The organism is Lentisphaera araneosa HTCC2155, from assembly GCF_000170755.1.
Lineage (GTDB): Bacteria > Verrucomicrobiota > Lentisphaeria > Lentisphaerales > Lentisphaeraceae > Lentisphaera > Lentisphaera araneosa.
The window spans coordinates 154,795-181,479 of sequence record NZ_ABCK01000004.1; the positions used below are offsets into that span (position 1 = coordinate 154,795).

The following is a 26,685-nucleotide window of genomic DNA, read 5'->3' on the forward strand; positions in this document are numbered from 1 at the left end:
TCTCCTAGTGCTGGAAAATAAATTCGTTTGAGTTAACAATGACCCAGTAAAGGTCGCGTAAAGCCAAGTCTTTGTCTGCGGATTTCGCAATATGATCGGAAGCTACTTTGAGTTCGTCTGACTTAGCTTGTCGCGAATAGGCATTGATATAAAGTTGATTGATATTCTGAACGGCACTCAATTTTTTATCGAAACGAACATGATTGAGTTTCTCTTTGATGTATTCCCCGTTCATTAACTGCAGGCTTTGGTCAAGAGCAACGGAATCAGGTCTTTCACAAGCACATACTGTGGTGCGTTCAGGTTGGCCGAAAGCTGTCAGTAATTTAGACTTCTCTGGGTAAAGCTTTTGTGTTGCAAAAATTTTATCGAGTTTTGTTTGAGCTGCTTGCCACTCATCTTGGAGTTTCGTGTACTGTGGTGAAGCTTGGTAATACTTATAGCGAATAAGACTTTTTTCCCAATCAACCGCAGTGGAATATTTCTTAGCCATATTTAAAACGCTTTTCTCTAAAGCAATTTGATTCATGGCTGCGGAATCACTAGAGGACTGAATCTTGAACTTAGCAAATAGGCCTTCTTTTTTGTCTAAATGATTTTGTTCGAGAACCAGTACTTGATTCGCGCCGACTTTGATTGGCTTAAAGGCTAGGGCATAATGAGCTTGTTTATCGGTGCTATGAGCTTGCCATTGACCGCCTTTGCCAACGATTCTTGTTTTAATGCTATTACCATGTTGTTCCCAGTACTGGGCAGCGGTAATTTGAATTGCCTGAACACTTGGCAGAGCGATTGTTGTCGTGTCTAAACGTCGTCTAGAAGTGATTGAAGCTTGGTGAACCAGCTCTGATTTTTGATTGTAAAATTTGACTGTGGCATTGTGGTGTAAATGCAGACTTAGGAATTGCAGAGTCGTTTCTGAAGGGAATTCGATCTTGAATTTTTTACTCGTTTTTGCGGCATTAAACTTTCCGTCACTGAGTTGCTTGAAAGCCGCTCCTGTTTCGCTGTGACTGAACTTAGCACTAGGACTCAAGTTTTTGCCATCCATGATTAAATCAATTTCGCCAATAGCGTTATCGCGATTGGCATCAATCTCGATATACTTCACTTTTGTACCTACGCCCTTAGTAGTAATCCATGCACTTTGTTTAGAGAGGCCTAAGGCATTTTTCTGTCCATTGCCGTATTTGCCCTTTGCATTTTTCGCAAAAACAAAACGTATGGCACTTAAAGTACCCGCATTCAGTGGGTGGAAAGAACGCGATGTTCCCAGGTTTTCATTCTTTACGTTGGAAACAGAGCTTTCGATATATTCCGAGGGCTTTAATTTTTTGAAGCCCTCTTTTTGAATGAATTGTGTTGCTTGGCTCGCTGTTAGGTCTACCCATTTAAGTTCCTTCTGATTTAGCTTAAGCCATGCGGGGAAACTCTGATCAAGTTTTTTCTGCAAAGCCTTGGCTGCATTGAGCTTTTGTGTTGCCATGGCTTGATCTTTATTCATTTTTTGTGGATCAGGAGCATCGCAGAGCACGAGAATTGCATCTTTGACTTGTTCAGCACTGAGCAGTCGGGGGCGAGCATGAGAGAAGAGTTCTGAATCCTCTTGGTTGAACTCATTCGTTTCTGTACTGCGCTGATAAGTTTGAGAGTTGAGGATTTGCCTAAAAATATGTTTACGATCATAGCCTGAATCCGCAAAATCTTTGGCAAGTGCGTCGAGCAGTTCCTTATTTGTGGGTGGGTTGGAAGGGCGAAAATCATCCACTGGCATAACAATGCCACGACCGATGAGGTAGGACCAAATTCGATTCACTTCAGTTTTGGCAAAGTAGGGGTTATCCTTAGCCGTCAACCACTGCACAAAAGCTTTGCGAGGATCGTCTTTTGACTCTCGTTTAACATTGATTGGCCATGGTAGTTGTTGGATTTTTGTTCGAGGATTAGCCGTATTTCGAACTTTGTTTGCGTTGATAAGAATAGTTTTGCGATTCGGTGTATTGCCCTTCTTTTGATCGAGAGTGATACGATCAATATTGTTAAAGGCAGAAGTGATCTGATAGTAATTATCTTGGGTCCAACTCTCGTAAGGGTGATTGTGACATTGCGCACAAGTTAGGCGTGAGCCCATAAAGAGTTGAGAAACCGACTCTGTTACCATTTTACTATCTTTTGTGGTACGAAAGAAGTTAGCACGTGGTTCAAAATCTGTATGCCCCGAAGACATCAACAATTCTTCAGTGAATTTATCAAAGGGCATGTTAGCTTTGGTGCTTTGATATATCCAACGACTGTATTTGGCGGCATTTTCTGGAGTGAGTTCTTGCGTATTAATTTTGAGTAAGTCAGCAATCTTCATCGAGTAAAAACGTGCGAAAGCATCTGTATCGAGATATTGATCAATTAGTTGAGCACGTTTATTGGCCTTCTTGTTAGCTACAAAAGCTTGAACTTCATTCGCAGAGGGGAGTTGTCCTCGAGTGTCGAGAGAGACTCGACGAATGAAAGTCGAATCATCAATGCTATGGGAGGGAAGGTATTGCAATTGACGCAATTTATTATTCACAAGTGTATCGATGTAATTATTTTCTTTGGGCGCCTGCCATTTAAACTTATCAATATTTTTAACCATGGTGAAGTTAACTGTAACTACATCGTCTATGTAGCGTACCGAAATCGCCGATTGACCACGATCATGGCCACTCACGAGACCATTTTCATTAACGGTGGCAACGCGTTTGTGTGAAGTTGTGTACATGGCAATGCGGGTAACATCTTTAAAGCTACCATCTTCGAAAAAGGCCCAAACGGAAAGTTGTTGATCTTGATTGGGAAATTCTAAAGCGCGGTCATTTGGGAAGACTTTGAGGCTCTTAAGTTTTTTCTCGCCTTTGTCAGAACGTGCGCCTTCTTTAATCCATTGAAGAAGCAAATTGTATTGTAGGGAATCTTTGTCTAAGCGCTTACCGCCCACGTGTCCCACTTGCATGGTAGGTTTTTTAAGCAGTAAACTTTGCTCGGGAGAAATGGGTTGCAGAAAGCGGCCCATGGCACCGCGAATGAGGTTGGTTTCGTCAAAGTCTGGATCAAAAGCATTGAGCGAGAGTTCAAGAGCTCCACGACCATTTGGCTTACCGTGACAGCCACCGCCATTACAGCCTTGCTTCGTTAGGATCGCAAGTGTTTCCCAGTTAAATGAAACGGGGTCATTTTTATCTGTAGAACTGACTTGAAGCGGGATGCTTTTCGATAGCTTGCCATAGGTGACCTTGATAGAACTTTGGCCATTTGCTAGTGGGCTTACATAAGCGTCTTCAATTTTCACCATATGATTATGGGAGAATTTAGCTTTGCGGCTAAGGTCAATAGTTTGACCATCTTGTGTGTAGCCCGTGACGAGGATTTGCGCACAAGAACGTGCGCTTGTGAGTTTGATTGCTTTGGGAAGCACAGAGATTTTTACAATATCTTCTGCGAAGCCCGCAAAAGTAGTGAAAAATAAAAAGAATTTGATGATTAAATTTTTCATGCGAAAAGCTCCGGAATAGCGTGGCCACCTTTTGCGATAAACATGGGACGTCCACCAGGAGTGTGAATAGGAGCTTCGTTATCTATACCCATTTTTTCTAGTACAGTGGCTCCGAAGTCCTCGATGGTATAACCACGTGAACTCGTTATGTAATAACCATCTTTATCCGTTTCTCCGACAACATGTCCGCGGGGGACTCCTGCACCCGCAAAGGCATAAGAGAAGGCGTGAGTCCAGTGATCACGTCCTTGGCGTTCATTGATTTTTGGGGTACGACCGAGTTCAGTAACAAAGCAAACTAGGGTGTCTTCCAATAAACCGCGTTGATCCATATCTTCTATGAGCCCAGAAAAAGCCCAGTCAGTACTGCCCATCATCGGCCAAGTTCCGATTCCATAACGACCACCGCCGGCACCACCGCCAGGAATATTGGTATGTGTTTTAGAATAAATCGCGTCGTGATGATCCCAGTTCATGTTGCCGCCACCAGGGTATCTATTATCGATATTTCTAAATTTTGTATCAATGCAGACGTAACGCACACCTGATTCAATGAGCTTGCGGCCCAACATATAAAGATCGGCACGTTGACGGAGTTCTTTTTGTTCAGGTCCGTACATTTTTTTGATGTGATCGGGTTCACTAGATAAGTCAAAAGCAGCGACGGTATTGGGGTTGATGAGCATTTCTTCTGCTTGCTGAGAAAAAGTTTGCATGGCAAGGATTTGATCGGAAGTACTTTTTCCTAAGCCAGAATTGAGCTTGGAAAGAAGTTTGCGACGCTCGAGTAATTGTTCTATCGCTTCTTTGCTGAGTCCAAGGCCATTGACTTCGCCATATTTAATCGCAAAGGCTTTGTCTTTTGCCTCGAGGAAACCTAAACGGGAAGCAAATACGGATTGTTCCCCAGTTGATTCGTGAACATAAGCCGGCAAGTAGGGCGCTAGTCGACCTTTATGATGAGCAATCACTGAACCGATATCGGGGAGTTCCACAGGGCCCGTGGGATCACCAGCTGACATAATGTATTGAGAACCTAAGGGGTGAGAGTTACCAATCGAAGCTTTCTTTTGATACATGGAACGAACCACTGTGAGACGATCCGCAACTTTAGCCGTTCGATTCATAAGTTCCGTAAAATGAATACCTGGTACTTTTGTTTTAATTGTTTTAAAGGGGCTACGATGAATGATATTCGCCATAGGTTTGGGGTCAAAGGTATCGATCTGTGAAACGCCACCTTGCTCAAAGATAACCAAAACCTGTTTGGCTTGTGCCTTGATACGACGGCCTGAACTCGCCATAAGTGAAGGAGCTAAGGCACCCGCACTCAAGCTTTTTATAAAGTTTCGTCTATTAAAATCCATCTCAGTCCTTAATAATTTCATTCATTGTATTTATATATAATAAGTAACATAAGTATTAACACTGTGCCACTAGCTTTGTGTCAATTAATTAATCTTTTAGCGAAGACTCTAAACACTTTCTGTACAGTAAGTTTTATTAAACGATATACTTACATAAAACGGTCATTGAATATTGTAAGTTTCTAAGTGATTTAGCAATTTGAGATTAAAAAAGGGTATTTATCAAAAATTGATAAATACCCTAATAATAAATACTTAAATATATGGAAAACAAGTTTACTAAGTTAGCATTGATCAAGCACAGTCCACTTAAGACCATAGGTATTTAACATTTCCATGAAGGGGTCTGGATCGAGTTGTTCCATGTTGAATACGCCGTCACCTTGCCATATTTCTTGCGCCACAAGTGCTGTGCCGATGGCTGCTGGAACGCCTGTAGTATAGGAGATGGCTTGGGAACCAAGTTCTTCAAAACAGGCTTCGTGATCACAGATATTATAGATATAGATGGATTTTTCTTTGCCGTCTTTGTGTCCCTTAATGATATTTCCGATACAAGTTTTCCCCTTGGATGATTTCCCAAGATCACCTGGATTAGGTAAAACGGCCTTAAGAAATTGCAGAGGAACTATTTTTTGTCCTTCATAGTCAATTTCATCAATACGCGTCATCCCAACATTTTGAAGTACTTCTAAGTGTTTGAGGTAGTTGTCCGAGAAACTCATCCAAAACTGAGCTTTTTTAATGGTGGGAATGTGTTTGGTGAGTGATTCGAGTTCCTCATGGTACATGCGATAGATATTAAAAGTGCCGACACCTTCTGGACAAGTGTACTCTTGCTTCAAAGACATGGCGGGAGTTTCGACGAATTGCCCATCTTCCCAATGACGACATTCCGCAGTGACTTCGCGAATATTAATCTCGGGATTAAAATTCGTAGCAAAGGCTTGGCCATGGTCGCCACCATTGACATCGATAATGTCGAGTTCGGTAATCTCATCAAAGTGATGTTTGAGTGCCCAAGCAGTAAAGATATTAGTTACACCTGGATCGAAGCCTGAGCCGAGAAGGGCAAAGAGGCCCGCTTTCTGAAAACGCTCTTGATAATCCCACTGCCATTTATATTCAAACTTAGCCGTATCTAGGGGTTCGTAGTTGGCTGTATCTACATAATGCACACCGCACTCAAGACAAGCATCCATAATTGTGAGATCCTGATAAGGCAGGGCGACATTCAGCACAATGTTGGGTTTAAATTGCTGCATCAGTCCTACGAGCTCAGGGACATTATCGGCATCGACTTGTGCCGTATTGATTTTACCTTTTGCGAGTTCAGCAATCGCGTCGCACTTAGATTTTGTTCTTGAAGCGAGGAGGATTTCGGAGAAAACTCCAATTTCGAGACATTTGAGTGTGGCGACTTGGCTAACTCCACCAGCGCCAATTATAAGTAATCTAGACATGATAATTTCCTTAATGTTATGAGTCGAGATAAGTGTATTGTTTTAGACAGTTTTCATAAAAGTCGACATATTTGACGCCCATACGAGCTTGGATCTGTCCTGCTTTGATGTTTGTGTCAATTTCTTTTTTAATGACCTGAGCCATAAAGTCCGGGTTGTACTGCATGGTGCTGAGCACATCCCCAGCGGTTCCACCACTGATAGCTTCGTCAATGTAAAAGCCGCTCTCATCATTTTTGTCGGCATAAACGTGAACTTCATGTAGTCTACCAAAGAGGTTGTGCGTGATCCCCATAACGTCCTGATAAGCTCCTGTGAGAAAAATGCCAATGTGGTAGGCTTCATCATTATTGATCTTGTGGAGTTTAATCGTCTCGGAAAGACCTTCTGTATCTAAGAACTGTTTGATTTGTCCATCTGAATCACAGCTGATGTCACAAAGCTTACAATCTTCATCAGGGACTTCATTGAGTCGCTGTAGCGGAAGAATGGGCAAGACTTGGTCAATGGCCCATACGTCGGCGGCAGATTGAAAGACAGAGAAATTACAGAGGTACTGTTTGGCATGAGCTTTCTCTAAGGCTAGTAAATCTTCTGGAATAAACTCTTTCTGCTTGAGAAGTGCAGTTATCTGTTCCATGACTCGCCAGTAAATGTTTTCAATAGCGGCTTGTTCTTCTAGTTCAAGGATACCCAATTTGAATGCTTGCATTGACTCAGCTTTTATTTGCTTCGCAGTATTGAGCATTTCTTGACAGTTATTTATGCTAAGTTCTTCGAGTGTGGAGCGCATGTTTTGTAAGAGGTAATGATCACTGCTTTGAACTTGGATTTCAAAATCTTCGTGATGTTTCTTTTTAATGTCAATTACATTCGTTACAACACAGGAATGGTGAGCAGTAATTGCACGTCCACTTTCAGTCACGATTGTCGGATGAGCGACTTCCTCATCGTCACAAATTTGCTTGATACTAAGTACTAAGTCCATGGCGTATTCATCTAAACGGTAGTTACGAGAAGAGTCTTTGCTCGAGCGACTTCCATCGTAATCAATAGCTAGGCCGCCACCAGCGTCGAGGTATTCAATATTGAACCCCATTTTTGCGATCTTCGCATAAACACGTGAACCCTCGATGATCGCTTCTTTAATTGTTTTGATGTCGGCAATCTGACTTCCCATGTGAAAATGCAAGAGCTTGAGGCAATCAAGCATATTTTCTTCTTCTAGTACTTTGAGGGACTTAATAATCTCGAGTATAGAAAGGCCAAATTTGGCATTTTCACCTGAAGAAGAAGCCCATTTACCACGACTCTCTGAAGAAAGCTTAAGTCTTAAACCAATAAGTGGACGAATGTTTTCTTGCTTGGAAACCTTCAGAAGTAGATTGAGCTCACTAAAGTTTTCTATAACGACTATGCATTGACGCCCCATTTTAACGCCGAGCAAAGCAAGGCGCATGTATTCCTCATCTTTATAACCATTGAGGATAGTGAGACTTTCTTTATTGGTGTTGTAGGCAAGTGCGGCTAATATTTCTGGTTTTGATCCAGCCTCCAAGCCAAAGTCAAATTCTGAACCCGCATCGACAATCTCTTCAACCACTTCTCGCATTTGATTGACTTTTATGGGGTAAACCCCGCGATAGCACCCCTGATACTCCATTTCTTTAATGGCGTTATCAAAAGCTAAATTGAGGTTGCGAACTTGCGCACGCAAGACGTCGTGAAAACGAATGACTACGGGAAGTTTTAAGCCCTGGAGTTTAATTTCATCAACAACGCGGTTAATGGGGATGTGAAGATCGTCTTTTTCTTGATAAGGGAGCACGCAGACTTCGCCTGATTCATTAATATGGAAAAATGAATCAGACCAGCGTTCTATATTGTACTGTTGCTGTGGATCCCAGGTCATGATGAAAGCTTATTTTGCGCGTGAAATGAACTCGCCAGAACGCGTATCAACTTTGATGACTTCGCCTGACTCTAAATATTCGGGGACTTGAAGGTTATAACCCGTTTCTAAAACCGCATTCTTTGTACGTGCCGTGGCAGAAGCGGACTTAATGCTAGGGTCACATTCCGTTACTGTGAGTTGAACTGTGTCGGGAAGTGTCACTGTTTTGACGATGCCTTCAATGAGTAGGGCAGTGAGCTCCATGCCTTCAAGCAGGAAGTTTTTGTCATCACCAATAAAATCTAAGTTGAGCTGAAATTGATCGTATGTTTCAAGATCCATAAAAGTATAGTTATCACCTTCGATATAAGAAAACTCTACAGGACGCTTTTCGTACTCACCTTCTTTGAGCATTTCATCACTCTTGAAACTGTGGTCGGTTTTCTGACCTGTTATGAGATCACGAGTTCTGATTTTATAGAGCGTGCTGCCACCACGAGCCGATGGGCTTTGGCAAGTAATTGTATCGACGATGTGAAGTTTACCCGCTATGTCGAGTACAGAGTTTTTCTTAATCTTTGAAGCTTGAACCATGACTATCTCATTTCGTTTAAGTTTTTATTGATGATTATATATGATCTAAAAAAAAAGCCAGGGTAGGAACCCTGGCTTCAGATATATCTATGAAGTTTTATGCGAGTTCCGCGGCAGCTTTTCTGAGTGATTCTGCCGTTCGTTCCCAGTCGAGACATTTATCAGTGAGGGAAACACCGTACTTAAGATCAGCAAGATCTTCAGTAATCGGTTGGTTACCTTCATTAATATTACTCTCGAGCATCACACCTTTAATTTTGCCTGGTGTTTCATTAATTTGAGCAACGATATCATCAAGTACAGGGATTTGCTTATTGTGATCTTTTGATGAGTTGGCATGTGAGCAGTCAACGACAATTGAAGCTTCAATGCCACGACCTTCAATTACTTCGATACACTTGGCAATCGATTCAGTGTCGTAGTTTGGACCGTCGTGACCACCACGTAATACGAGGTGACCATGGGGATTACCTGTAGTAGAAACTACTGATGAGCGACCGTTGGCATCGATACCGAGGAAGTGTTGGGGTAAACGACTTGATTGAATTGCGTTAAGCGCAACTTCGAAGCTACCATCAGTACTATTTTTGAATCCTACTGGCATGGATAGACCACTGGCCATTTCACGGTGAGTTTGTGACTCAGTTGTACGTGCACCAATAGCTGCCCAAGATACGAGATCAGAAAGGTATTGGGGAACGATGGGGTCAAGGAATTCAGTTGCTGTAGCTAAACCGAGTGAAGCCACTTCGTTGAGGATTTCACGACCGAGCACTAAACCTTCTTCAATAGCGTAAGAATTATTGATATGTGGATCGTTGATTAAACCTTTCCATCCGCCGATTGTTCTTGGCTTTTCAAAATAAACACGCATGACAATAAAAATTTTGTCATTGAGTTCCGTTTGAAGATCTTTGAGACGCTTAGCATAATCCAAAGCAATTTCTTTACTGTGGATTGAACAAGGACCCGTAATGACCATGAGGCGCTTATCTTCACCGCTAAGGATTTTAACGATGGTGTCTCTGCCATTTTGAACTGCTTTTGCAGCTTCTTCAGTAACGGGCACACTCTCACGAATGACTGCCGGAGCAGAAAGAGGAGTGATTTTAGCTATGTGTATGTTATTTAAGTCGCTCATTTTATCTCTATATAATGTTAAAAAAAAATTAATGCCCTTATAAAAAACCTTTAATGAGATTCGTCAAGCTCTTTAAAGACAGTCTTGACAAAAGCCTTGTTATTTCTATATTCACTAACTTTTTATTAACATCATCTTAATTAGGTCCAAAACTATTTTATGAAGCCCAAAGACGAATGCGGTATTGCCGCAGTATATGCCCTCAAAGGGGGATTGCCCGATACTGAAACAGATCTAGGTTCTTACATCCCTCTCATGCTGCAAGATATGCAGAACCGTGGTGAGCTCTCCGCTGGCATAACAAGTTACGATCCGCACCGTAACTATTTACTTAAGACTCATAAAGCTTTGGGCCAAGTTAAAGAAGCTTTTAAAATCAACCCGAGTAATGAAAAAACAATTGAAGAAGCAACCTCCGGTTGTGCTGCTATTGGCCACGTTAGGTATGCTACTTGTGGTAAAGATGATGTGAACTACGCACAACCATTTGAACGTGAACACGGCCGTTTACACAAATGGTTTTCTTTTTGCTTCAATGGTAATATTGCCAACCACGTTGAACTCAAGAACTATCTTGTAGAAAACAAGCTTTATCATATCAACCTTGAATCTGACACAGAAATCTTGATGCATTACCTCGCTCGTGAAATTGCCCAGTTCGAAGATGGCGATGTGGATTATGTTCAAATCTTTAAACGTCTAGCTCACAGCTTTGATGGTGCTTGGTGTTTGTCAATGATTGATGCCCAAGGCGATTTAGTTGTAGCTCGTGACCCACTTGGTTTTAAACCTTTAAGTTATGCTATTACGGATGATAAAGTTCTCGTTGCGTCTGAATCAGTGGCTATCTGGAACCGTGGTGTTGGTAATATTCAAACTCTCGAACCGGGACACTTGCTACGCGTTACTAAAGATGGTGTAAAAGTCGAAAAATTTGCAGAATCAACACGTAAAGCGCATTGTTTCTTTGAGTGGATCTATTTCTCCAATGTTGCTTCTGATATCGATGGTGTTAATGTTTATGAATCGCGTGTTCGTGCTGGTGAAATGCTTGCAAAAAAAGAAACTCTCACAATTGATGATGATACAATTGTTGTTTCTGTACCTGATACCGCGAAAGCCTCTGGAGACGCCATGGGTTTTGAACTTGGCGCTAAAGTTGTCGAGGGCCTTTTCCGTAACCGTTATGTAGGCCGTTCATTTATCAAATCGGGCAATAGCCGTAACAAAGTAGTCCAGCAAAAATTTACTCCTTTACCTTCAGTACTCAAAGGAAAAAAAGTAATCTTAGTTGAAGACTCACTTGTTCGTGGTACAACACTCAAACACATTATTAAAGATATGAAGGAGCGTGGACAAGTCGCTGAAGTTCATTTGCGCATTGCATGTCCGCCAATTCTCTCTCCTTGCTTCTATGGTATCGATATGTCGACTCTTAAAGAACTCTTTGCACGTCAATACACCGATGTTGATGCAACTGAATCAGACCTCCCTGAAGAAGTTCGTACAAAAATGGCCAATGACTTAGGTGCTGATTCATTAACTTACCTGTCTCATACAGATATGGCAGAAGTCATTGACCTTCCTTATGAAGATTTATGTATCGCTTGTGTTAACAGTGATTACCCAACGGCTCAAGGTAAAAAACTTATTGTTAAAGCTCGCGAAAATGCCTTAAAAGGCGTCGAAGGAAGATCTTACTAACAGATTTACTGATTAGCACATTCATTAAGAGCCTTCGAAAGCAGGCTCTTTTTTATGGTTAAACTTATTATTATGTTATATTTGAATCCATTTCTGTTAAATATTTATATTTCAAAATATTGTTATTCCTTGAATTCAACTCATAAGTGCAACACTTACTTTTTTGTTAAATCAATTCCAGTTAATTCCTGAAATACTTCATAAGGTGTTTGAAATTCAAGAATTTCCGAGGTCTATTATTAAGCTTATCAACAGCAATTTTAACTTATGAGACTTTAACTGGAGTAAAATATTAACCCTGCTAAAAGCTTAAAGACGGCGTACTTATATAATTAAGTATGCTATTGATTTTCGTGATTCATTCTTTGAAAATTAATACTTATCCTTAAACATAAATAATTTCAGTTAAATCTACTCATTTAAATTAAAATTATGGTTTTAAAATTTAAGGATGTAAATGAAATAATTATTAAGACACTTGAATAAATTATCCTGGTAAAGTTAGTTTCAGAAAATAAATGAACGGTTATATGGAGTGAAAATATGAATATATCAGCTCAAAAACTTTGGCGATTAGTCAATACTTCAATTTGTTTAGCTTTATTATTTCTTACTCAAGATATACATAGTAATGGTTTAACAAGTCTTGATAGACTTTTGGATATTACTTCACCGAAAGGTAAAGAGCTATTAGATAATAGTAAATAAATCAAGATTAACTCAAATCAAATCTTTTATAGATCATGGACTAAGAACCACCTCAACTACTTATTCTGTTGAGAGTATCTCCAAAGCCCAAGATCAAAACTATTATATTAAGAATACTGAAGTTGATGTTAATAGTTATAAAAATTTAACATTAACTGATATTAAAGAATCCACTGAATTACTACTAGAATGTATTCCCTATGAGAATATCAGTAATAAAGAAAAATTATTATTTCACTTTAATCACCATATTTCAATATCTCTGAAAGAGCGTAACTTTTTAATTTTAAATGTAGACAGATCTTCACTACGTGGTGGTGAAATGGATATTAATACATTTTGTATTTTAATTGCCCAAGATAAAGATACTCATAAAATACTACTTTCAGAAATAAGTAATGATAGACAAAAAATGTTTTGGGTATCTCAAAAACAGTTATTTAATAATCTTCTTAGTGAAGAATATATAATTAATAAAGATCAAGTATCTTGGATTATTTTTAGACCTGTAAATTCTAATAATTCTTTACATTCTAAAAATATTGAGCACAATAAGCTCACCTTATAATTAGTGCCTGACCGAAATGAACCTAAGTCTTTTAAGTATAATAATTTATAAGGAAAATAAGTTGTGAGTTTTTCTAGAAAACAGTATTAAAGTACCCTATAAAACTTTTGTTTAAATGTATAGTACTTCATCATAAACTACTATTTATCCAATAGGATACAGATAAAATAAAAGAATCCAAGGTGTCATATAGCATGCGTAATTTTACAAGTACACAAGCAGAATTAGGAGAAAACCCACTTCTCGGAGTCACGCCAATTGAACAAGTGAGACTCGACACATACTGCCGTGATGAAATAACCAAAACTCTTCGTGGTTTACAAGAAATTTATCGAAACAAAGTTTTACTCAAAGAAATCCAAGATGTTTTGTCTGAATTAGTTCCTAAAGGAACATCCTGGAATGATGGACGTAAAGGAATGGATCTCTGGGTTATTTTTGTTTTAGGCACTTTGCGTTTGAGCTGTAATTGGGATTATGACAAGCTCAAAAGTTGCTATGATTATCATCACAAAATTCGGGAGATCTGTGGAGTTGATCTTTTTTGTGATGTCGACATAGTTACAGGACGCCAAACAATACACGATAACGTTAGCCTTTTTACAAAAGAAATTGCCAATAAAATTAGTAAACTCGTAGTTGCTTTCAGCCATGAATTACTTTTCCCAGAAGAACGAGAATTACATAGTCGTTGCGATTCTTTTGTTTTTGAAACGAATGTTCATTTCCCCACTGATTTGAATCTATTAAAAGATTCTGTACGCAAAGTATTGAGCATCGGAGGCAAATTGGCTTCATCTTTGAAAATCACTGGCTGGCGTGAAGTAAAAGCCAGCAAAGAAATTCCATAGCCTTTATATAAACTGAGCAGATGCGTCACTCTACTCGAAGAAAGAAGAGCGAAAGGAAAAACGTCGCTTAGAAATAGAGGAGATAATTAAGGATTACCTTAGTGTGGCTCGAGCTCATTTACTCAAAGCAAGAACTCTCCAGAATTCTTTAGATGAAGAGTGTCCCAAGCTTCAGTTAAACATGGATTACACGGACTTATTCATTAAGCAAATAAGTCGTAGAGTTCTTAATGGAGAGACTATTTCACCCGATGAAAAGGTGTATTCGATTTTTGAACCTCACACAGAATGGATATGCAAAGGAAAAGCTGGGATTCGTCAGGAACTTGGCGTGAAGGTATGTGTAGTTGAAGATCAGTTTGGCTTTATTCTCGACCATAGGATCATGAAGGGCGAGCAGGATAAAGACGTGGCGGTTGAAATGGTTCGTAAAAGTAAGGAGCTGTACCCTGGGCTGACATCGATGAGTTTTGATAAGGGTTTTTATTCAAAGGTAGATAAGGATGGTCAAAATAATCACTCCCGCATTGAAGCATTAGAGGTAAGAGCTCACCTCCCTGTAAAAGGTCGCCGAAATAAAGCTGCTCAAGAGCGTGAAAGTAAGGAGGCCTTTGTCGTCGCTCGCAAACAACACCCCGCAGTTGAATCAGCTATTAACGCTCTTGAAAGTCATGGTTTTGACCGATGCCCTGATAAGGGTACTCCTAATTTCGAACGTTATGCCGCTATGGCGATAAGTGCCAGTAATATCCATCATCTTGGTGCTATCATCATGGCCAGAGAAATCAAAGTCCTACGTAGAAAAAGAAAAAGCGCTTAAAGCTCTTCATAATAATAAAAACGCCATTCACGACGTACTTTCTCCTGCCTTGACTTAGTGAATAAATAGAAAAAAAGCCTTTGTTCTGACGCCTAGGCCTTAAAAAAATGATAATACTATGACTGCACGACACGTATAACCATATTTTGAATTTTTATATTAACTTAAAATCATCAACAAACTCATAAACACTGGGTTTTCGGTCACGCACTAATTAATGAGAAAGCCATTAGATTTAGTTTTAAAAAGTACATACAAAATCAATTTAGTTTTAAACTTTATAAGTTGGTAATAAATCTTAGCAATTAAGTCATTTTTTTTTTCTTTATCATAATTATCATGCATTATATTTGAATTTCTAGGATTTCACGTATATTTTAATTAATAATCAGTTAATTTAGTGGAATTTTAAACATTTATTTAAGCGTATTTCATATGAAAAAAACATTGTTTTTATTAATGATTTTCTTTACCTTACCACTATTTTCTAAAGATTATTCTTTTTTAATGAAAAGAAATTCTGTTCAAATATTACCTAATGGTTCAAAAAGCATAACAATTTATAGTCTTAATAAAGATGGCAACCCTATAAAAACAGTAACTAATGTTACAATAAAAAAGTTCTTAGATGGTTCCAAGCTATTTACCAAGACAGTTAAAATATTTAACTTAATTGTAGAAGAAAATGAAGAAGTTTCGGAATCATTATTTGATACTTACGTTCAGACCTCCTTAACTCGCCCTAATCCTAAAACACTTACGGGAGATGATTTGAGGCGAGTGCCTACTCAAGTAAATGTGAGCCCTGACGGCCGTTGATCACTTTATTTAATAAAGCTGATCCACACATACCAGGCACTAAAAATAAATAGGCAACTAATACTTAAAAGGCTCCAAGTCTTCATGAGAGGAGTGGGTTTATGTTCTTGGTCAATTGTCTTACCATTCATCACTAAGTAATTTATCAGGGCTAAAACAGGTGCCGATACAAAAGCCACAACTGTAGCAATAGTAATGAGCTGTCCCATACTCTTCATAAAGAAGAGGAAAATCATGATGGTACCAATGATAGTAAGCATCAAAAATCCTCGGTAGATATTTTTTGAATCTGATTTCCGTTCATTCCCTTCTTTTTCATCTTTAAGGATTAAAACTGATTCGTCAAGCGTTCTGGGGTAGGCATCTAAACAAGTGAGCGTGGTACTAATCATTGTCGCTAGAGCCGCAACACCAATGACGGGGTAAGCCCATTTACCAAGTGAATCTGTATAAAGTTCAATCAGTTGACCAGCAAAGACTGTTCCCTTAGGCGAAGGAGCTTCACCGCTACCATACATAACTAAGGCACCCAGTGCTAAAAAGCACATGGCTAAACAAGCGGTACCAATATAACCAATTTTAAAATCAAACATCGCTTGCTTGACATTGGCTTGCTTACCAGAGCTGCGATTGGCTTCTTCAGACCACACAGAGTGCCATACGGTGATATCCATTGGGGCGGGCATCCACCCGAGAAAGGCGGCTAAAAAGAGGGCGTCTTTAACATTGCCAAAACTAAAAATGGGGGCTTCGGCTTCATGGAAACCACCTGGAGCTTTAAATAAAACTGAAAGTAGAGCAAAAATTGTGGTCACAGTCAAAGTCAAAATCACCACTTTCATCACTTTATCCAAAAGACTGTATTTACCAAAGAACAAGACTCCTGCGGCAAGTAAAAGTACAATGATAGCCGCATAATTAGCGGGAAGACTTGAACCAAATATTTTCAAGGCAATAGAGGCTGTAACAATCGTTACGGCTGATTGAATCAGACACATGGTGACGAGGGTCATACCCATATAAGTAAAGAGGGCCCATTTCCCTAATGCGTGATAACCATGAAGGATATTCTTTCCAGTGATGGCAGTGTACTGAGGACCAAACTTATAAAAGGGATATTTAATCACGTGAATAAGAGGGATGAATAATAATAGAAGGAAGCCATAAACAGCTCCAGCTTTAGTTGAGGATACGAGGTGAGACACACCAACGGCTGCGCCAGCGTACATGAGACCAGGGCCGAGATTTTTGATAATTTGATTGAATTTAGTGAGCATTAGTATTTATCTTTATGATTTAAAAATTTGTTTACCCTACAGGATTGTTGTGAAAGAGGTAAATCTTACTCGTTACACAAAGAAATCATTAATTATTAGTAATGTGGCTAAGTAAGATCTAGATATATTGTTGAATTGTCATCTATATAAAATTTGACACATGTCTTTTACAAAGCTTTCATGGCTTCCACTTGTTTGCGGATGTATTGAGCGGCATTACGACAAGTCGACATGCTTCCAGGGCCCGTTCCAATTCGTGGGGCAACTTCCATGAGGTCGGAAGCAATCAAACTAATGCCTCGCTTGGGAAGTTCTTCAATGAGCGTGTTGATATGGTGGGGATAAAGCCCGTTGGGTATCGTGTGACCACAAGCAGGAGCCAAAGAGCTGTCACTCGCAGAAATATCATTTGAGAAATAAACTTTTGTAATCCCTAGTGAAAGTAAATATTCACAGCAATCTTGTGCATACGCCTTAGGTGAAGTTTGTAAGGTCTCTCGACCACTCAAGACTTTTTGGCCATAAGTAAGTTCCTTATCATCACGAATACCTAATTGGATGACATGTTCAGGAGCAATAAAGTCTCTCATTAAATTATATAACCATGAGCTATTGGTTATTTCTATGCCACAAAAGTGGGGGTCTAAATCACTATGAGCATCGAAGTGAATGAGGCCAATTTTCTCATCATTTTTTATTTGGACCAAAGTTTTTGCCAAAGCCCAAGAAGCACTCTGATCTCCACCAATCATCACAAACTTCATTTCTGGTTTGATAATCAAAACTTGCTTGATGAGTTCCGAGCACATCTCAATGGGAGATACGGGCATTTGAGCACGTAGTTCTTCATCAAGTTCCGAATAAAGAGCGCTTTGTGAAAGTTTTATCTGTTCATCTTTAAGTAATTTATCAGAAAGAAACTGTGGAATAATATTGAGGTTACCTAGATCAAAAGCAGGTGCCGAGAAAAGAGATTTTCTAATCGCATCGGGTCCCTCTGAAGCACCTCGTGCCGTTGAAGATCCCGCATCAGAAGGATAACCAAACATGCAGATATCGTGCGCAGATAATTGCTCAAGGTGTTCATCCCAAGTCACCTTTAATTTAGGCATCCATGACTTTAGCATGAGGGGATCTTGATCCCCAGGGGCACGAACTAAATGCTTAAAGATTTGTAAGGCTTTTTCCATGATGACACAACTCAAAATTTAAAAATTCAATATAGGTTAAGTTTATGCTGCTTCTAGGTCTTAAAGTTCTTGAGCTCGAAAGAAATGCAAGATCAGTATCATGAACTTAGGAAAAGTATCAAAAAAAGTAATCATATCTTTTTTAGTTTGTCAGTATTGGTTTATCTTTGTGATTATTTTTTAAGATTAAACGAGGACATAAAATGTCAGAAGCAATAAAAACCGCTCTTTACGACAATCACAAAAAACATGGTGGTCGCATTGTTGACTTTGCGGGCTGGGCACTTCCTGTGCAATACGATTCAATTATTAAAGAACACCAAGCCGTTAGAGAGAATTCTGGCGTTTTTGATTGCTCTCACATGGGGCAGTTTTTTGTCTCTGGTCCTGATGCGAGTCGATTTGTCAATTATATGATTTCTAATAACCTCGATAAAATTGAAGGAGGGCGTGGACTTTATACGGGTCTGCTCTACGAAAATGGCACCTTTGTAGATGATATCATCGTCTATAAAAAAGCTGAAGACAATATCTTTATGGTGGTGAATGCTGCAAATGTCGACAAAGACTTTGCGTGGCTCAGTGAAAAACTCAAAGAAAGCAATTTTGATGCACAAATCGTCAATCGCTCTGATGAGTACTCGCTACTCGCTGTCCAAGGACCACAAGCCCCCGAAAAACTCAATCAATTATTCCCAGGTCTATACGACCAACTCAAGACTTTTGGTCATTGTGACATAGGATTTGCGGGCGAAAGCGGCTTGATGTGCCGTACGGGTTACACTGGTGAAGTTGGCGTTGAGCTGATTGTGAAAAATGCTGTTGCAGGTGAATTATTTGATTCTTTAATTGAGATCGGTGTCAAAGCCTGTGGCTTAGGTTCACGTGATTCACTCCGTTTGGAAAAGGGCTTTTCACTTTATGGTCATGAAATTAATGATCAAACCAACGCTCTCGAAGCCGGCTTAGGCTGGGTCTGCGACCTCAATAAAGTAAACTTCATTGGCAAGGAAGCTTTAGAGAAAATTAAAGCCGAGGGAACAAGTCGCAAGTTGATTGGTTTCAAAGCTAATGTGCGCCCTATTCCGAGAGATGGTGATACACTGCTTGATTCAGAAGGTAATGAGATCGGTTTTGTCACATCAGGCACCATGAGTAAAGCATTGGATTGCGGTATCGGTTTGGCCTATATTTCGAAAGCTTACTCAGGCGATACTGTGCAAGTTCAAACTCGTCGTAAATTAATGGAAGTAGAAATCTGCGGACGTACTTTCGTTTAAAAAGTTTTAAGAAAAAAGTATTAAGGAAATTATGAGTATTGATATAAAAAAACTTAATGAAGAAATGCGTCATGCACACCCTTCAGAAATCATAAAAAAAGCTATTGAAATCGGCGGTGATCGTCCCATGGTTTCAACGAACTTTCGCCCCTTAGAAGCGGTTGTTTTAGATATGGCTACAAAAGTCAAAAATGATGTGACAGTCGTTTGGGTTGATAGTGGTTACATGATGCCACACACCTATGCTTTTGCAGAAAAAACAATTGAGCAATTAAAACTCAATATCGATGTTTATGTTCCAAAAATGACGGCAGCACGCTTTGGTGGTGATGCGGCGATTCCTCAGCCCGAGCAAGAAGAAGAACTTGCGACTTTCGCAGAAATCTTTAAACTCGAGCCTTTCCGTCGTGCCTTAGCCGAAGTTAATCCAAGTGTGTGGTTCACAAGTTTGCGTCAAGAGCAAAACCAGAATCGTTCAACCATGGATATATTTGATATGGATGCAAATGGTATGCTTAAATGCAATCCCGTTTTTTATTGGACTGAAGCAGATATGGAAGCTTATGTTCAAGAGAATCAACTTCCCGATGAAAAGCGTTACTTTGATCCCACTAAGCCCTCACTCAGTCATGAATGTGGATTACATAAGAGTGGCTTTTTGAAGTAATCGAGACAATAAAAAAGCTCCGCGAATGACGGAGCTTTTAGATCAGCTCTCCTTATAAATAGGGGAGCTTTTTTTATGTCGTGATTTAATCTTCAGGATTGATAATCAATTCTAAACTCTGGATTCGACTTAAAGTCTGACTGATTTTAATTTCAATTTCCTGACGCTGAGCCGCAACGCCTTCAAAACTCTGGCGAACTTCTAAGCCCTTGCCCGTACGTTCGAGCAATTCTTCTTCGAGTTCTGCAATATAAACTTTCGTGTCGTCCACAACACCTTGAATGTATTCGCCAATTTGTTTATTGACTTTAATTGTACCTGCGTCAACACCACGTTTTTCTTGGTCGGCAATATTAATATCAAGTTTTTCTTTCTGATTAGAGAAACGAATATAACGTTTTTTCTCACGAACCAAACGACGAATGAGGAAGCCTTCGCGCTGCATGATATCGCTTAAGTCATCTTTTACATCGTAGTATTGATCTTCAATGGAGTCTGATTGCTTTTCTAATGAGCTCAAAAAAGCTTGTTGTTCTTTCAATTGAACCTTTGCGTCTTTTTGCTCAGGGCTTAAAGACTGACAAGAAAAGAGGAATGCACATACTAAAATTGGCAGTACTGATTTGAGAAACATTCTAGTTTTAACCTTAGATAAAAATTTAATTTCGCCTACAATAGTGGACGCCTAGCTTACGTCAACTGCAGATATCATAGACCTTACATACTTGAGCCATCTCTTTTACATCGTGAACGCGCATGATGTGGGCTCCTTGCTGAATACCCACACAAAGACTCGCCGCTGTACCCCAAACCCTTTCTTTAGCATCACTTTCATCCAATATGTGACCAATAAAGGATTTTCTTGATGTCCCAAGGAGGATAGGGTAGTCCATAGAAGAGAATTGATAGAGGTTTTTCATGAGGCTAATGTTCTGCTCAGCCGTTTTGCTAAATCCGATACCGGGATCAATCACTAATTGATTTTGCTTAAGCCCCATTGATAACAATGAATCGACGCTTGCCTGTAACTCAGCCTTAACTTCTTCAACTAAATCGCTGTAATCGCATTTTTTTTGCATGTTATCGGGAGTTCCACGCATGTGCATGATGGCACAGCCAGCTTCAAGTTCTTGAGCCATTTGCGCCATGTTGGGGTCCAATTGAAAACCACTCACATCATTAATGATATTTGCACCAGCTAAAAGAGCTTCACGTGCAACACTTGCCTTCGTAGTATCAATACTTATTGCCACATCACTTCTTTTGCGCAGTTCCTTAATAAGGGGAATCGTTCGATTGAGTTCATCTTCTAAGCTCACTTTTATAGCGCCTGGACGGGTTGATTCGCCTCCAATATCGATAATGTCAGCGCCATCATCGATCATCTCTAATGAGTGTTCAAGGGCTTTATCTAAGGAATAATATTGTCCACCATCAGAGAAAGAATCAGGTGTGGCGTTGAGGATTCCCATGATTAAAGTACGCTCGCCAAGTAGGAGCGTTTTGTCGCGGCATTGCCAAGTATAAGTTTTTCTATTCATAAAATTTCATATTTGCTCAATCTAATGAGCATAAGCTGTGTCACTAGGGTTGTAAAAAAAAACTGATTTATTAATTTCAATCTAGTTTATAAATACAAAAAACAAGGATAAACAATGAAAAACAGCAAATCTTACGCATTGTTGCAAGAATTATCAGCAAACTCCTATGATTTGACACAGGACAAAGCACTCAAAGGTCGTTTCGAATCGATGAAATCAAGTGCCCTTGGTATTGATTATGTTTACGCATGTCAAAGACTGAATGAAGAAGTCGTCGATGCGCTTCAAGGTTTAGCAGATGAAACTGATGCTGTAACACAATTCTCACGCATGATGGGTGGCGAGAATATGAATAAGATTGATGGTTTTGAATGTGAAGATCGCCAAGTACTTCACACAGCAATGCGCGATGTTTTCGATGATCTCCCAGAAGGTTTCCTCTCTGACCAAGAAGCTGTGAATGGTGCTAAAGCTGAGATAGCTAAGCTCAAAACTTTTTGCGATGAAATTGAAAACGGAACAATCCTCAATGCCAAAGGCGAAAAATTTAACGAGATGATTCTCGTGGGTATTGGCGGATCTGATTTAGGTCCTCGCGCAGTTTATCTCGCTTTAAAAGCCTACGCAGTTGAGGGTCGCAAAGTTCACTTCATTTCTAACGTTGACCCCGATGATGCTGCGGCAGTGCTCATTGATGCCGATCTCGAGCGTAGCCTTGTTTGCGTTATTTCTAAATCTGGATCTACTCTCGAGACTTTAACCAACGAGACACTCGTAGCGTCGAACTTCGAAGCGGCTGGCCTCAATCCAAAAGATCACTTTGTTTGCGTAACTGGCAAAGGTAGCCCCATGGATAATCCCGACAAATACCTTCGTTCATTCTATATGTTCGATTATGTTGGTGGTCGCTACAGCGTTACTTCAATGGTGGGTGCAGTTATGCTCTCATTCGGTCTCGGTTATGATAACTTCATAAACTTCCTCCGCGGAGCTCGCAAAATCGATCTCAACTCACAAAATCGCGACGTTCGCAAAAATCTTCCACTGCTCATGGCACTAATTGGGATTTGGAACAGAAACTTCCTTGACCACGAAACACTTGCGGTCCTTCCTTACTCACAAGCACTCAGTCGTTTTGCGGCTCACCTTCAGCAGTGTGACATGGAAAGTAATGGTAAGCGCGTCAATCGTCAGGGCGAAACAGTTGATTTTGCAACAGGCCCAATCGTTTGGGGTGAGCCAGGTACTAATGGTCAGCACGCTTTCTATCAGCTCATTCACCAGAGCGAAACAGTGGTTCCTTGCGACTTCATTGGTTTTGCTAAGTCTCAGTACCAAAAAGATCTCGATGTGAAAGGGACTTCCTCACAGCAAAAACTTCTAGCAAACCTTATTGCTCAGTCAATTGGTTTAGCTACGGGCAAGACTTCTGATAACCCCAACAAAGTTTTCCCTGGTAATCGTCCGAACTCGATGCTTTTCGCTGAGCAATTAACGCCAGAAATCATGGGGGCTTTACTTGCTCTCTATGAAAACAAGATTGCCTTCCAAGGTTTCGTTTGGAATATCAACTCTTTTGACCAAGAAGGTGTTCAACTCGGTAAAGTTCTTGCGAATGAAATTATCGACATCTTCACTGGCCAAGACGTCGAAGCTGAAAACGCTAAGGAGTACTTAAAGACTTTAGGTCTCTAATTCTTTAAGTTCAGCTCTTTACAAAGCATCACCTCATGGGGTGATGCTTTTTTGTTTAAACTAAATCGAAGTATTTTTTCCATTGTCTGTCAATTTTGATCGGGTCTTAGTTATTAATTGAACTAAGAAACCACACTTTTATTTAGGATATTACTTCATGAGCTTATCAAAAAAACTCAATTCATTTTTACTCGGTTTAACCTGCACGACTTCTTATGCATTTGCGGAAAACGCAAAACTCAGTGAGAAAATTCGCGTCAATCAAGTGGGCTACTTCAGTGGCGAAGAAAAAACAGCTGCAGTACAAGCTCCACTTAGCGTATTTAAAACTTCCGAACGTTGGGGGCCAGGTGCCAGTTTTGAACTCATCAAACTCGAACAAGGTAAAGAAAAGTCAGTTTTCAGTGGAAAACTGATGCAGGCTAATTATTACCCCTTTTCAAAAGAAGCGGTTCGCCTCGCTGACTTTAGTGAAGTAAAAGAGCAGGGCACTTATTTCCTCAAAATTGGCAATGAAAAATCCTACCCCTTTGAAATTTCTCAGGCACCTTATAAAAATTTGAGCAAGTCCGCATTAAAAATGCTTTATTACTTCCGTTGTTCTGGTGAGATTTCCAAAGAAAATGGTGGCAAATGGCACCGCCCAGCTGGCAAGCCCGACACAGAGGTTTTCGTTCATGAAGGCGCGGCTTGGAGTGGTCAAAAGGCAGGGACAAAAATGTCAGCACCTGGTGGCTGGTTTGATGCAGGTGATTACAATAAGTATTCCGTAAACTCGGGCATCACCACTTTTGGTTTACTCTCACTCTACGAAGCTCTTCCTAAAGTTTTTCCTGATGGCTCAATGAATCTGCCAGAGAGTGGCAATGGCGTTCCAGACATCCTCGATGAGGCTTGGTGGAATGTGAAATGGTTTGAACAAATGCAAGACCCCATTGACGGTGGTGTTTACCACAAACTCAGCACCATGCAATTTGCACCGATTGACAAACTTCCTCACCAGCATAATGACAAGCGTTGGATGATGGGTAAAACGACTTCGGCCACACTAAATTATTCAGCCACTATGGCTGTCGCATCACGCATCTTTGCCAAATACCCTAAGCAATTCCCCGGTTTTGCGGAACGCGCAATCGAAAAATCTAAAAAAGCTTATGCTTGGGCACAGAAAAACCCTTGGGCACGCTTCGAACAAGCTAAAGACTGTCAAACGGGTAAGTACGAAGACGAAAACTATTCCATGACCGATGAGTTTACTTGGGCAGCTACAGAGATTTTTATCACCACGGGAGATAAAAGCTATCTAAAAAAAGCGGGAGTGCCCCAACTCGATCTCCATTCACCCGTTTGGACTCACGTTCACGCATTGCCTTATGTTTCCCTCATAAATAATAGTAGCAAAGTTAAAGCACATATTGATATGAAAGTCGTGGAACAACGCATGACTGAATTTGTTGACTACCTCATCTTTGACGCCATGCAGGCAACGGGCATCGCTTATCGTATGGGCAATAAACGCTATGAATGGGGCAGTAATGGCTTCGTCGCCAACCAAGCGATGCTCTCGCTAATGTGTCACAAACTCACGGGTAAAAAGAAATACCTGAACTTGGCGATCTCTCACATGGATTATTTGTTAGGAAAAAATCCTCTCAACCATTGCTTTGTAACTTCCTATGGTTCAAAATCAAGTATGAATGTTCATAACCGCCTTTGTATGTCTGATGGAGTTAAGGAGCCAATCCCAGGTATTCTCGTTGGAGGACCTAATCCTTGGGAAATTATTTGGGATCTCGGACCCGAGGCTTACTCATCAGTTTTACCCGCACTTTCTCATATCGATGATAAACAATCTTTTTCAACTAATGAATCCGCCATCAACTGGAATGCACCACTCGTTTTTGTCAGTGGGTATTTGGATTTCGTTTTAAGTCAAGACTCTAAGTAAGGAATAAACATGAAATTATTTACAAAACTAGCTCTAACAGCTCTGGCACTTCCTTCCGCATTGTTTGCTGTAGGCAATAAAGACCAACAAGTCCCAGGCGATCAAGACCGTCCTAATATCATCTTTTTTATTGCCGATGATATGCTGCCTATGCACTTTAACTGCTTGCCAGAAGGCAAGGGTAAAAACTACACGCCTAACCTCGACCGCATGGCAAATGAAGGTGTGGTACTCATGGAACAACACGTGGTCTCACCAGTTTGTACTCCAAGCCGTTATAACTGCTTAACGGGCAAGTACGCCAGTAGGGCAAGCAATCCCTTCTTCAAACAAGTGACAGCCTCAAACGATAATCAAACAGTGGTTGAGTTTAATACGCATATCACCAAAAAAGATCCAAGTTTGCCTAAGTACCTCCAGAAATTAGGTTACACGACTTCAATGAGTGGTAAAAACCACGTTGTTCACGCCCATGGACTCAAACGTCCTAAAGATTTTGATGGGAGTGCCAAGGATCTAAAAAATGTAGCTATTCTCAAAGCTAATCACGATCACGTGCAACAAGCCATGCGCGAAGCGGGTTTCGATCATGTGGGCAATGTATATCACAACAATCCTGACTTCTTAGGTCTCCATGAAGTTGCAGTACAAAACATGGACTGGATTACTCAGAGTTCAGTTGATTTTCTCAAGCAAAAGCGCGACAATCCCTTTTTCCTCTACCTTGCCACAACGATTCCCCACGCTCCAGAAGAAGCTAAACGTTCGTGGAATGCCAACCCACTGATTACTCCCCTTGGTTACTTAGACAAAGAATTAACTGTACAACCAGCTCGAAACACCATTCCTAAACGTTTAAAAGCTAATGGCTACCCCGTCAATAAAGACACCTGCAATATGTTGTGGTTAGATGATTCATTGGGAGCATTATTCAAAACTCTTGAGGAACAAGGCAAATTAGATAACACAATCATTTTCTTTTTTAATGATCACGGCCAAAATTCTAAAGGAACACTTTATCAAGGTGGAGTTCACAACCCGAGTATCGTTTGGAAAAAAGGTGGCTTCAAAGTCGGCCAAAAACTCGACGCCCTCGTTTCTAACGTTGACTTTGCCCCCACCATCGTTGATATGGCTGGCGGCGACGCTGAAAACAAAAACTTTGATGGACTCAGCTTTCTTCCTTACCTCAACAAAGAAAAAGAAGCTCCACAGCAACGTGTGCTTTACCATGAACTCGGTTACGCACGTGCGGTTCGCGTCGGAAACTGGAAGTACTTAGCAGTGCGTTACCCAGCTAAATACGATGAGATGACTCTTGAAGAAAGAACTAAAGCTCTTGAAGAATGGAATGCAGAGCGCCGTCGCAAGCACATCGAAATTGTCACTGAAGACCCCAAAGCACCCTTCAGTCACCTCACTGCGCTACCTGGTGGTGGTCACGCTGAATCAAGATCTACAGGTTCGTATCCTAGCTACTACGACCAAGACCAGCTCTATAATCTAGAACTCGATCCTAAAGAACAGAAAAACTTGGCTAAAAGCCCCGAATATCAGGCTAAGCTCAAAGAGATGCAAAAAGTCTTGAAAGAGATTACCACTGAATTGCCCGGCGATTATAATCTATAA

The 26,685-nt window shown here is 40.3% G+C and carries 19 protein-coding genes and 1 pseudogene; 10 read left to right on the forward strand and 10 right to left on the reverse strand.

Going from position 1 to position 26,685, the window contains the following annotated elements; translation table 11 throughout:
* Nucleotides 1-4: 4 nt before the first annotated feature.
* The 6 genes from LNTAR_RS25175 to LNTAR_RS05125 all read right to left on the reverse strand — a co-directional run bounded on the left by LNTAR_RS25175 (nucleotide 5) and on the right by LNTAR_RS05125 (nucleotide 9,988).
* Nucleotides 5-3,529 (reverse strand): DUF1553 domain-containing protein, encoded by a 3,525-nt coding sequence (locus LNTAR_RS25175; RefSeq protein ID WP_007277570.1) that lies wholly within the window; start codon nucleotides 3,527-3,529, stop codon nucleotides 5-7.
* The gene (locus LNTAR_RS05105; RefSeq protein WP_007277571.1) at nucleotides 3,526-4,896 is read right to left on the reverse strand and encodes a DUF1501 domain-containing protein; all 1,371 of its coding nucleotides are present in this window, start codon (nucleotides 4,894-4,896) and stop codon (nucleotides 3,526-3,528) included. The genes LNTAR_RS25175 and LNTAR_RS05105 overlap by 4 nt, the downstream gene beginning before the upstream one ends.
* A 284-nt stretch (nucleotides 4,897-5,180) precedes the next feature.
* Nucleotides 5,181-6,359, reverse strand: coding sequence for a saccharopine dehydrogenase family protein (locus LNTAR_RS05110; RefSeq protein WP_007277572.1), 1,179 nt, complete (start codon nucleotides 6,357-6,359; stop codon nucleotides 5,181-5,183).
* A 16-nt stretch (nucleotides 6,360-6,375) separates the two neighbouring features.
* Entirely contained in the window at nucleotides 6,376-8,271 is a 1,896-nt protein-coding gene (gene speA, locus LNTAR_RS05115; RefSeq protein ID WP_007277573.1) for a biosynthetic arginine decarboxylase, read from the reverse strand.
* 9 nt (nucleotides 8,272-8,280) lie between these two features.
* Complete coding sequence (locus LNTAR_RS05120; protein ID WP_007277574.1) at nucleotides 8,281-8,847, reverse strand: elongation factor P; 567 nt, start codon at nucleotides 8,845-8,847, stop codon at nucleotides 8,281-8,283.
* 97 nt (nucleotides 8,848-8,944) lie between these two features.
* Entirely contained in the window at nucleotides 8,945-9,988 is a 1,044-nt protein-coding gene (locus tag LNTAR_RS05125; RefSeq protein WP_007277575.1) for a 3-deoxy-7-phosphoheptulonate synthase, read from the reverse strand.
* Nucleotides 9,989-10,147: 159 nt separating this feature from the next.
* Between LNTAR_RS05125 and LNTAR_RS05130 the strand changes: the two genes are divergently transcribed.
* The 5 genes and pseudogenes from LNTAR_RS05130 to LNTAR_RS05150 all read left to right on the forward strand — a co-directional run bounded on the left by LNTAR_RS05130 (nucleotide 10,148) and on the right by LNTAR_RS05150 (nucleotide 15,458).
* A complete protein-coding gene (locus tag LNTAR_RS05130; protein WP_007277576.1) occupies nucleotides 10,148-11,692 on the forward strand; it encodes an amidophosphoribosyltransferase in 1,545 nt (514 codons plus the stop codon).
* Nucleotides 11,693-12,235: 543 nt separating this feature from the next.
* Nucleotides 12,236-12,400 (forward strand): hypothetical protein, encoded by a 165-nt coding sequence (locus LNTAR_RS27080; protein ID WP_007277577.1) that lies wholly within the window; start codon nucleotides 12,236-12,238, stop codon nucleotides 12,398-12,400.
* A gap of 322 nt (nucleotides 12,401-12,722) precedes the next feature.
* On the forward strand, nucleotides 12,723-12,968 hold the full coding sequence (locus LNTAR_RS05135) for a hypothetical protein (RefSeq protein WP_007277578.1): 246 nt from the start codon (nucleotides 12,723-12,725) through the stop codon (nucleotides 12,966-12,968).
* Nucleotides 12,969-13,162: 194 nt separating this feature from the next.
* Nucleotides 13,163-14,639 (forward strand): annotated as a pseudogene (locus LNTAR_RS26530) (ISNCY-like element ISLar7 family transposase).
* 435 nt (nucleotides 14,640-15,074) lie between these two features.
* Nucleotides 15,075-15,458, forward strand: coding sequence for a hypothetical protein (locus tag LNTAR_RS05150; RefSeq protein ID WP_007277581.1), 384 nt, complete (start codon nucleotides 15,075-15,077; stop codon nucleotides 15,456-15,458).
* 5 nt (nucleotides 15,459-15,463) lie between these two features.
* Here LNTAR_RS05150 and LNTAR_RS05155 read toward each other — a convergent pair whose 3' ends face one another.
* Nucleotides 15,464-16,735 (reverse strand): NRAMP family divalent metal transporter, encoded by a 1,272-nt coding sequence (locus tag LNTAR_RS05155; RefSeq protein ID WP_007277582.1) that lies wholly within the window; start codon nucleotides 16,733-16,735, stop codon nucleotides 15,464-15,466.
* Nucleotides 16,736-16,902: 167 nt separating this feature from the next.
* Nucleotides 16,903-17,925, reverse strand: coding sequence for an arginase family protein (locus LNTAR_RS05160; RefSeq protein ID WP_007277583.1), 1,023 nt, complete (start codon nucleotides 17,923-17,925; stop codon nucleotides 16,903-16,905).
* Between the two features lie 203 nt (nucleotides 17,926-18,128).
* Here LNTAR_RS05160 and gcvT point away from each other — a divergent pair, with 203 nt between their 5' ends.
* Both gcvT and LNTAR_RS05170 read left to right on the forward strand, forming a co-directional pair.
* Nucleotides 18,129-19,205, forward strand: a complete 1,077-nt coding sequence (gene gcvT, locus LNTAR_RS05165; RefSeq protein WP_007277584.1) for a glycine cleavage system aminomethyltransferase GcvT — start codon at nucleotides 18,129-18,131, stop codon at nucleotides 19,203-19,205.
* A 31-nt stretch (nucleotides 19,206-19,236) separates the two neighbouring features.
* Entirely contained in the window at nucleotides 19,237-19,872 is a 636-nt protein-coding gene (locus LNTAR_RS05170) for a phosphoadenosine phosphosulfate reductase domain-containing protein (protein WP_007277585.1), read from the forward strand.
* A gap of 85 nt (nucleotides 19,873-19,957) precedes the next feature.
* Here LNTAR_RS05170 and LNTAR_RS05175 read toward each other — a convergent pair whose 3' ends face one another.
* Both LNTAR_RS05175 and folP read right to left on the reverse strand, forming a co-directional pair.
* Complete coding sequence (locus tag LNTAR_RS05175; RefSeq protein ID WP_007277586.1) at nucleotides 19,958-20,506, reverse strand: hypothetical protein; 549 nt, start codon at nucleotides 20,504-20,506, stop codon at nucleotides 19,958-19,960.
* A 61-nt stretch (nucleotides 20,507-20,567) separates the two neighbouring features.
* The gene (gene folP, locus LNTAR_RS05180) at nucleotides 20,568-21,413 is read right to left on the reverse strand and encodes a dihydropteroate synthase (protein ID WP_007277587.1); all 846 of its coding nucleotides are present in this window, start codon (nucleotides 21,411-21,413) and stop codon (nucleotides 20,568-20,570) included.
* A gap of 114 nt (nucleotides 21,414-21,527) precedes the next feature.
* On the opposite strand from folP, the gene LNTAR_RS05185 reads away from it, so the two are divergent.
* From LNTAR_RS05185 to LNTAR_RS05195, 3 genes are all read left to right on the forward strand, one after another.
* Complete coding sequence (locus LNTAR_RS05185) at nucleotides 21,528-23,108, forward strand: glucose-6-phosphate isomerase (protein WP_007277588.1); 1,581 nt, start codon at nucleotides 21,528-21,530, stop codon at nucleotides 23,106-23,108.
* A gap of 157 nt (nucleotides 23,109-23,265) precedes the next feature.
* Nucleotides 23,266-25,056 carry a glycoside hydrolase family 9 protein gene (locus LNTAR_RS05190; protein WP_007277589.1) on the forward strand — a complete coding sequence of 597 codons (1,791 nt, stop codon included), beginning with the start codon at nucleotides 23,266-23,268 and terminating at the stop codon, nucleotides 25,054-25,056.
* Between the two features lie 9 nt (nucleotides 25,057-25,065).
* On the forward strand, nucleotides 25,066-26,685 hold the full coding sequence (locus tag LNTAR_RS05195) for a sulfatase family protein (protein ID WP_007277590.1): 1,620 nt from the start codon (nucleotides 25,066-25,068) through the stop codon (nucleotides 26,683-26,685).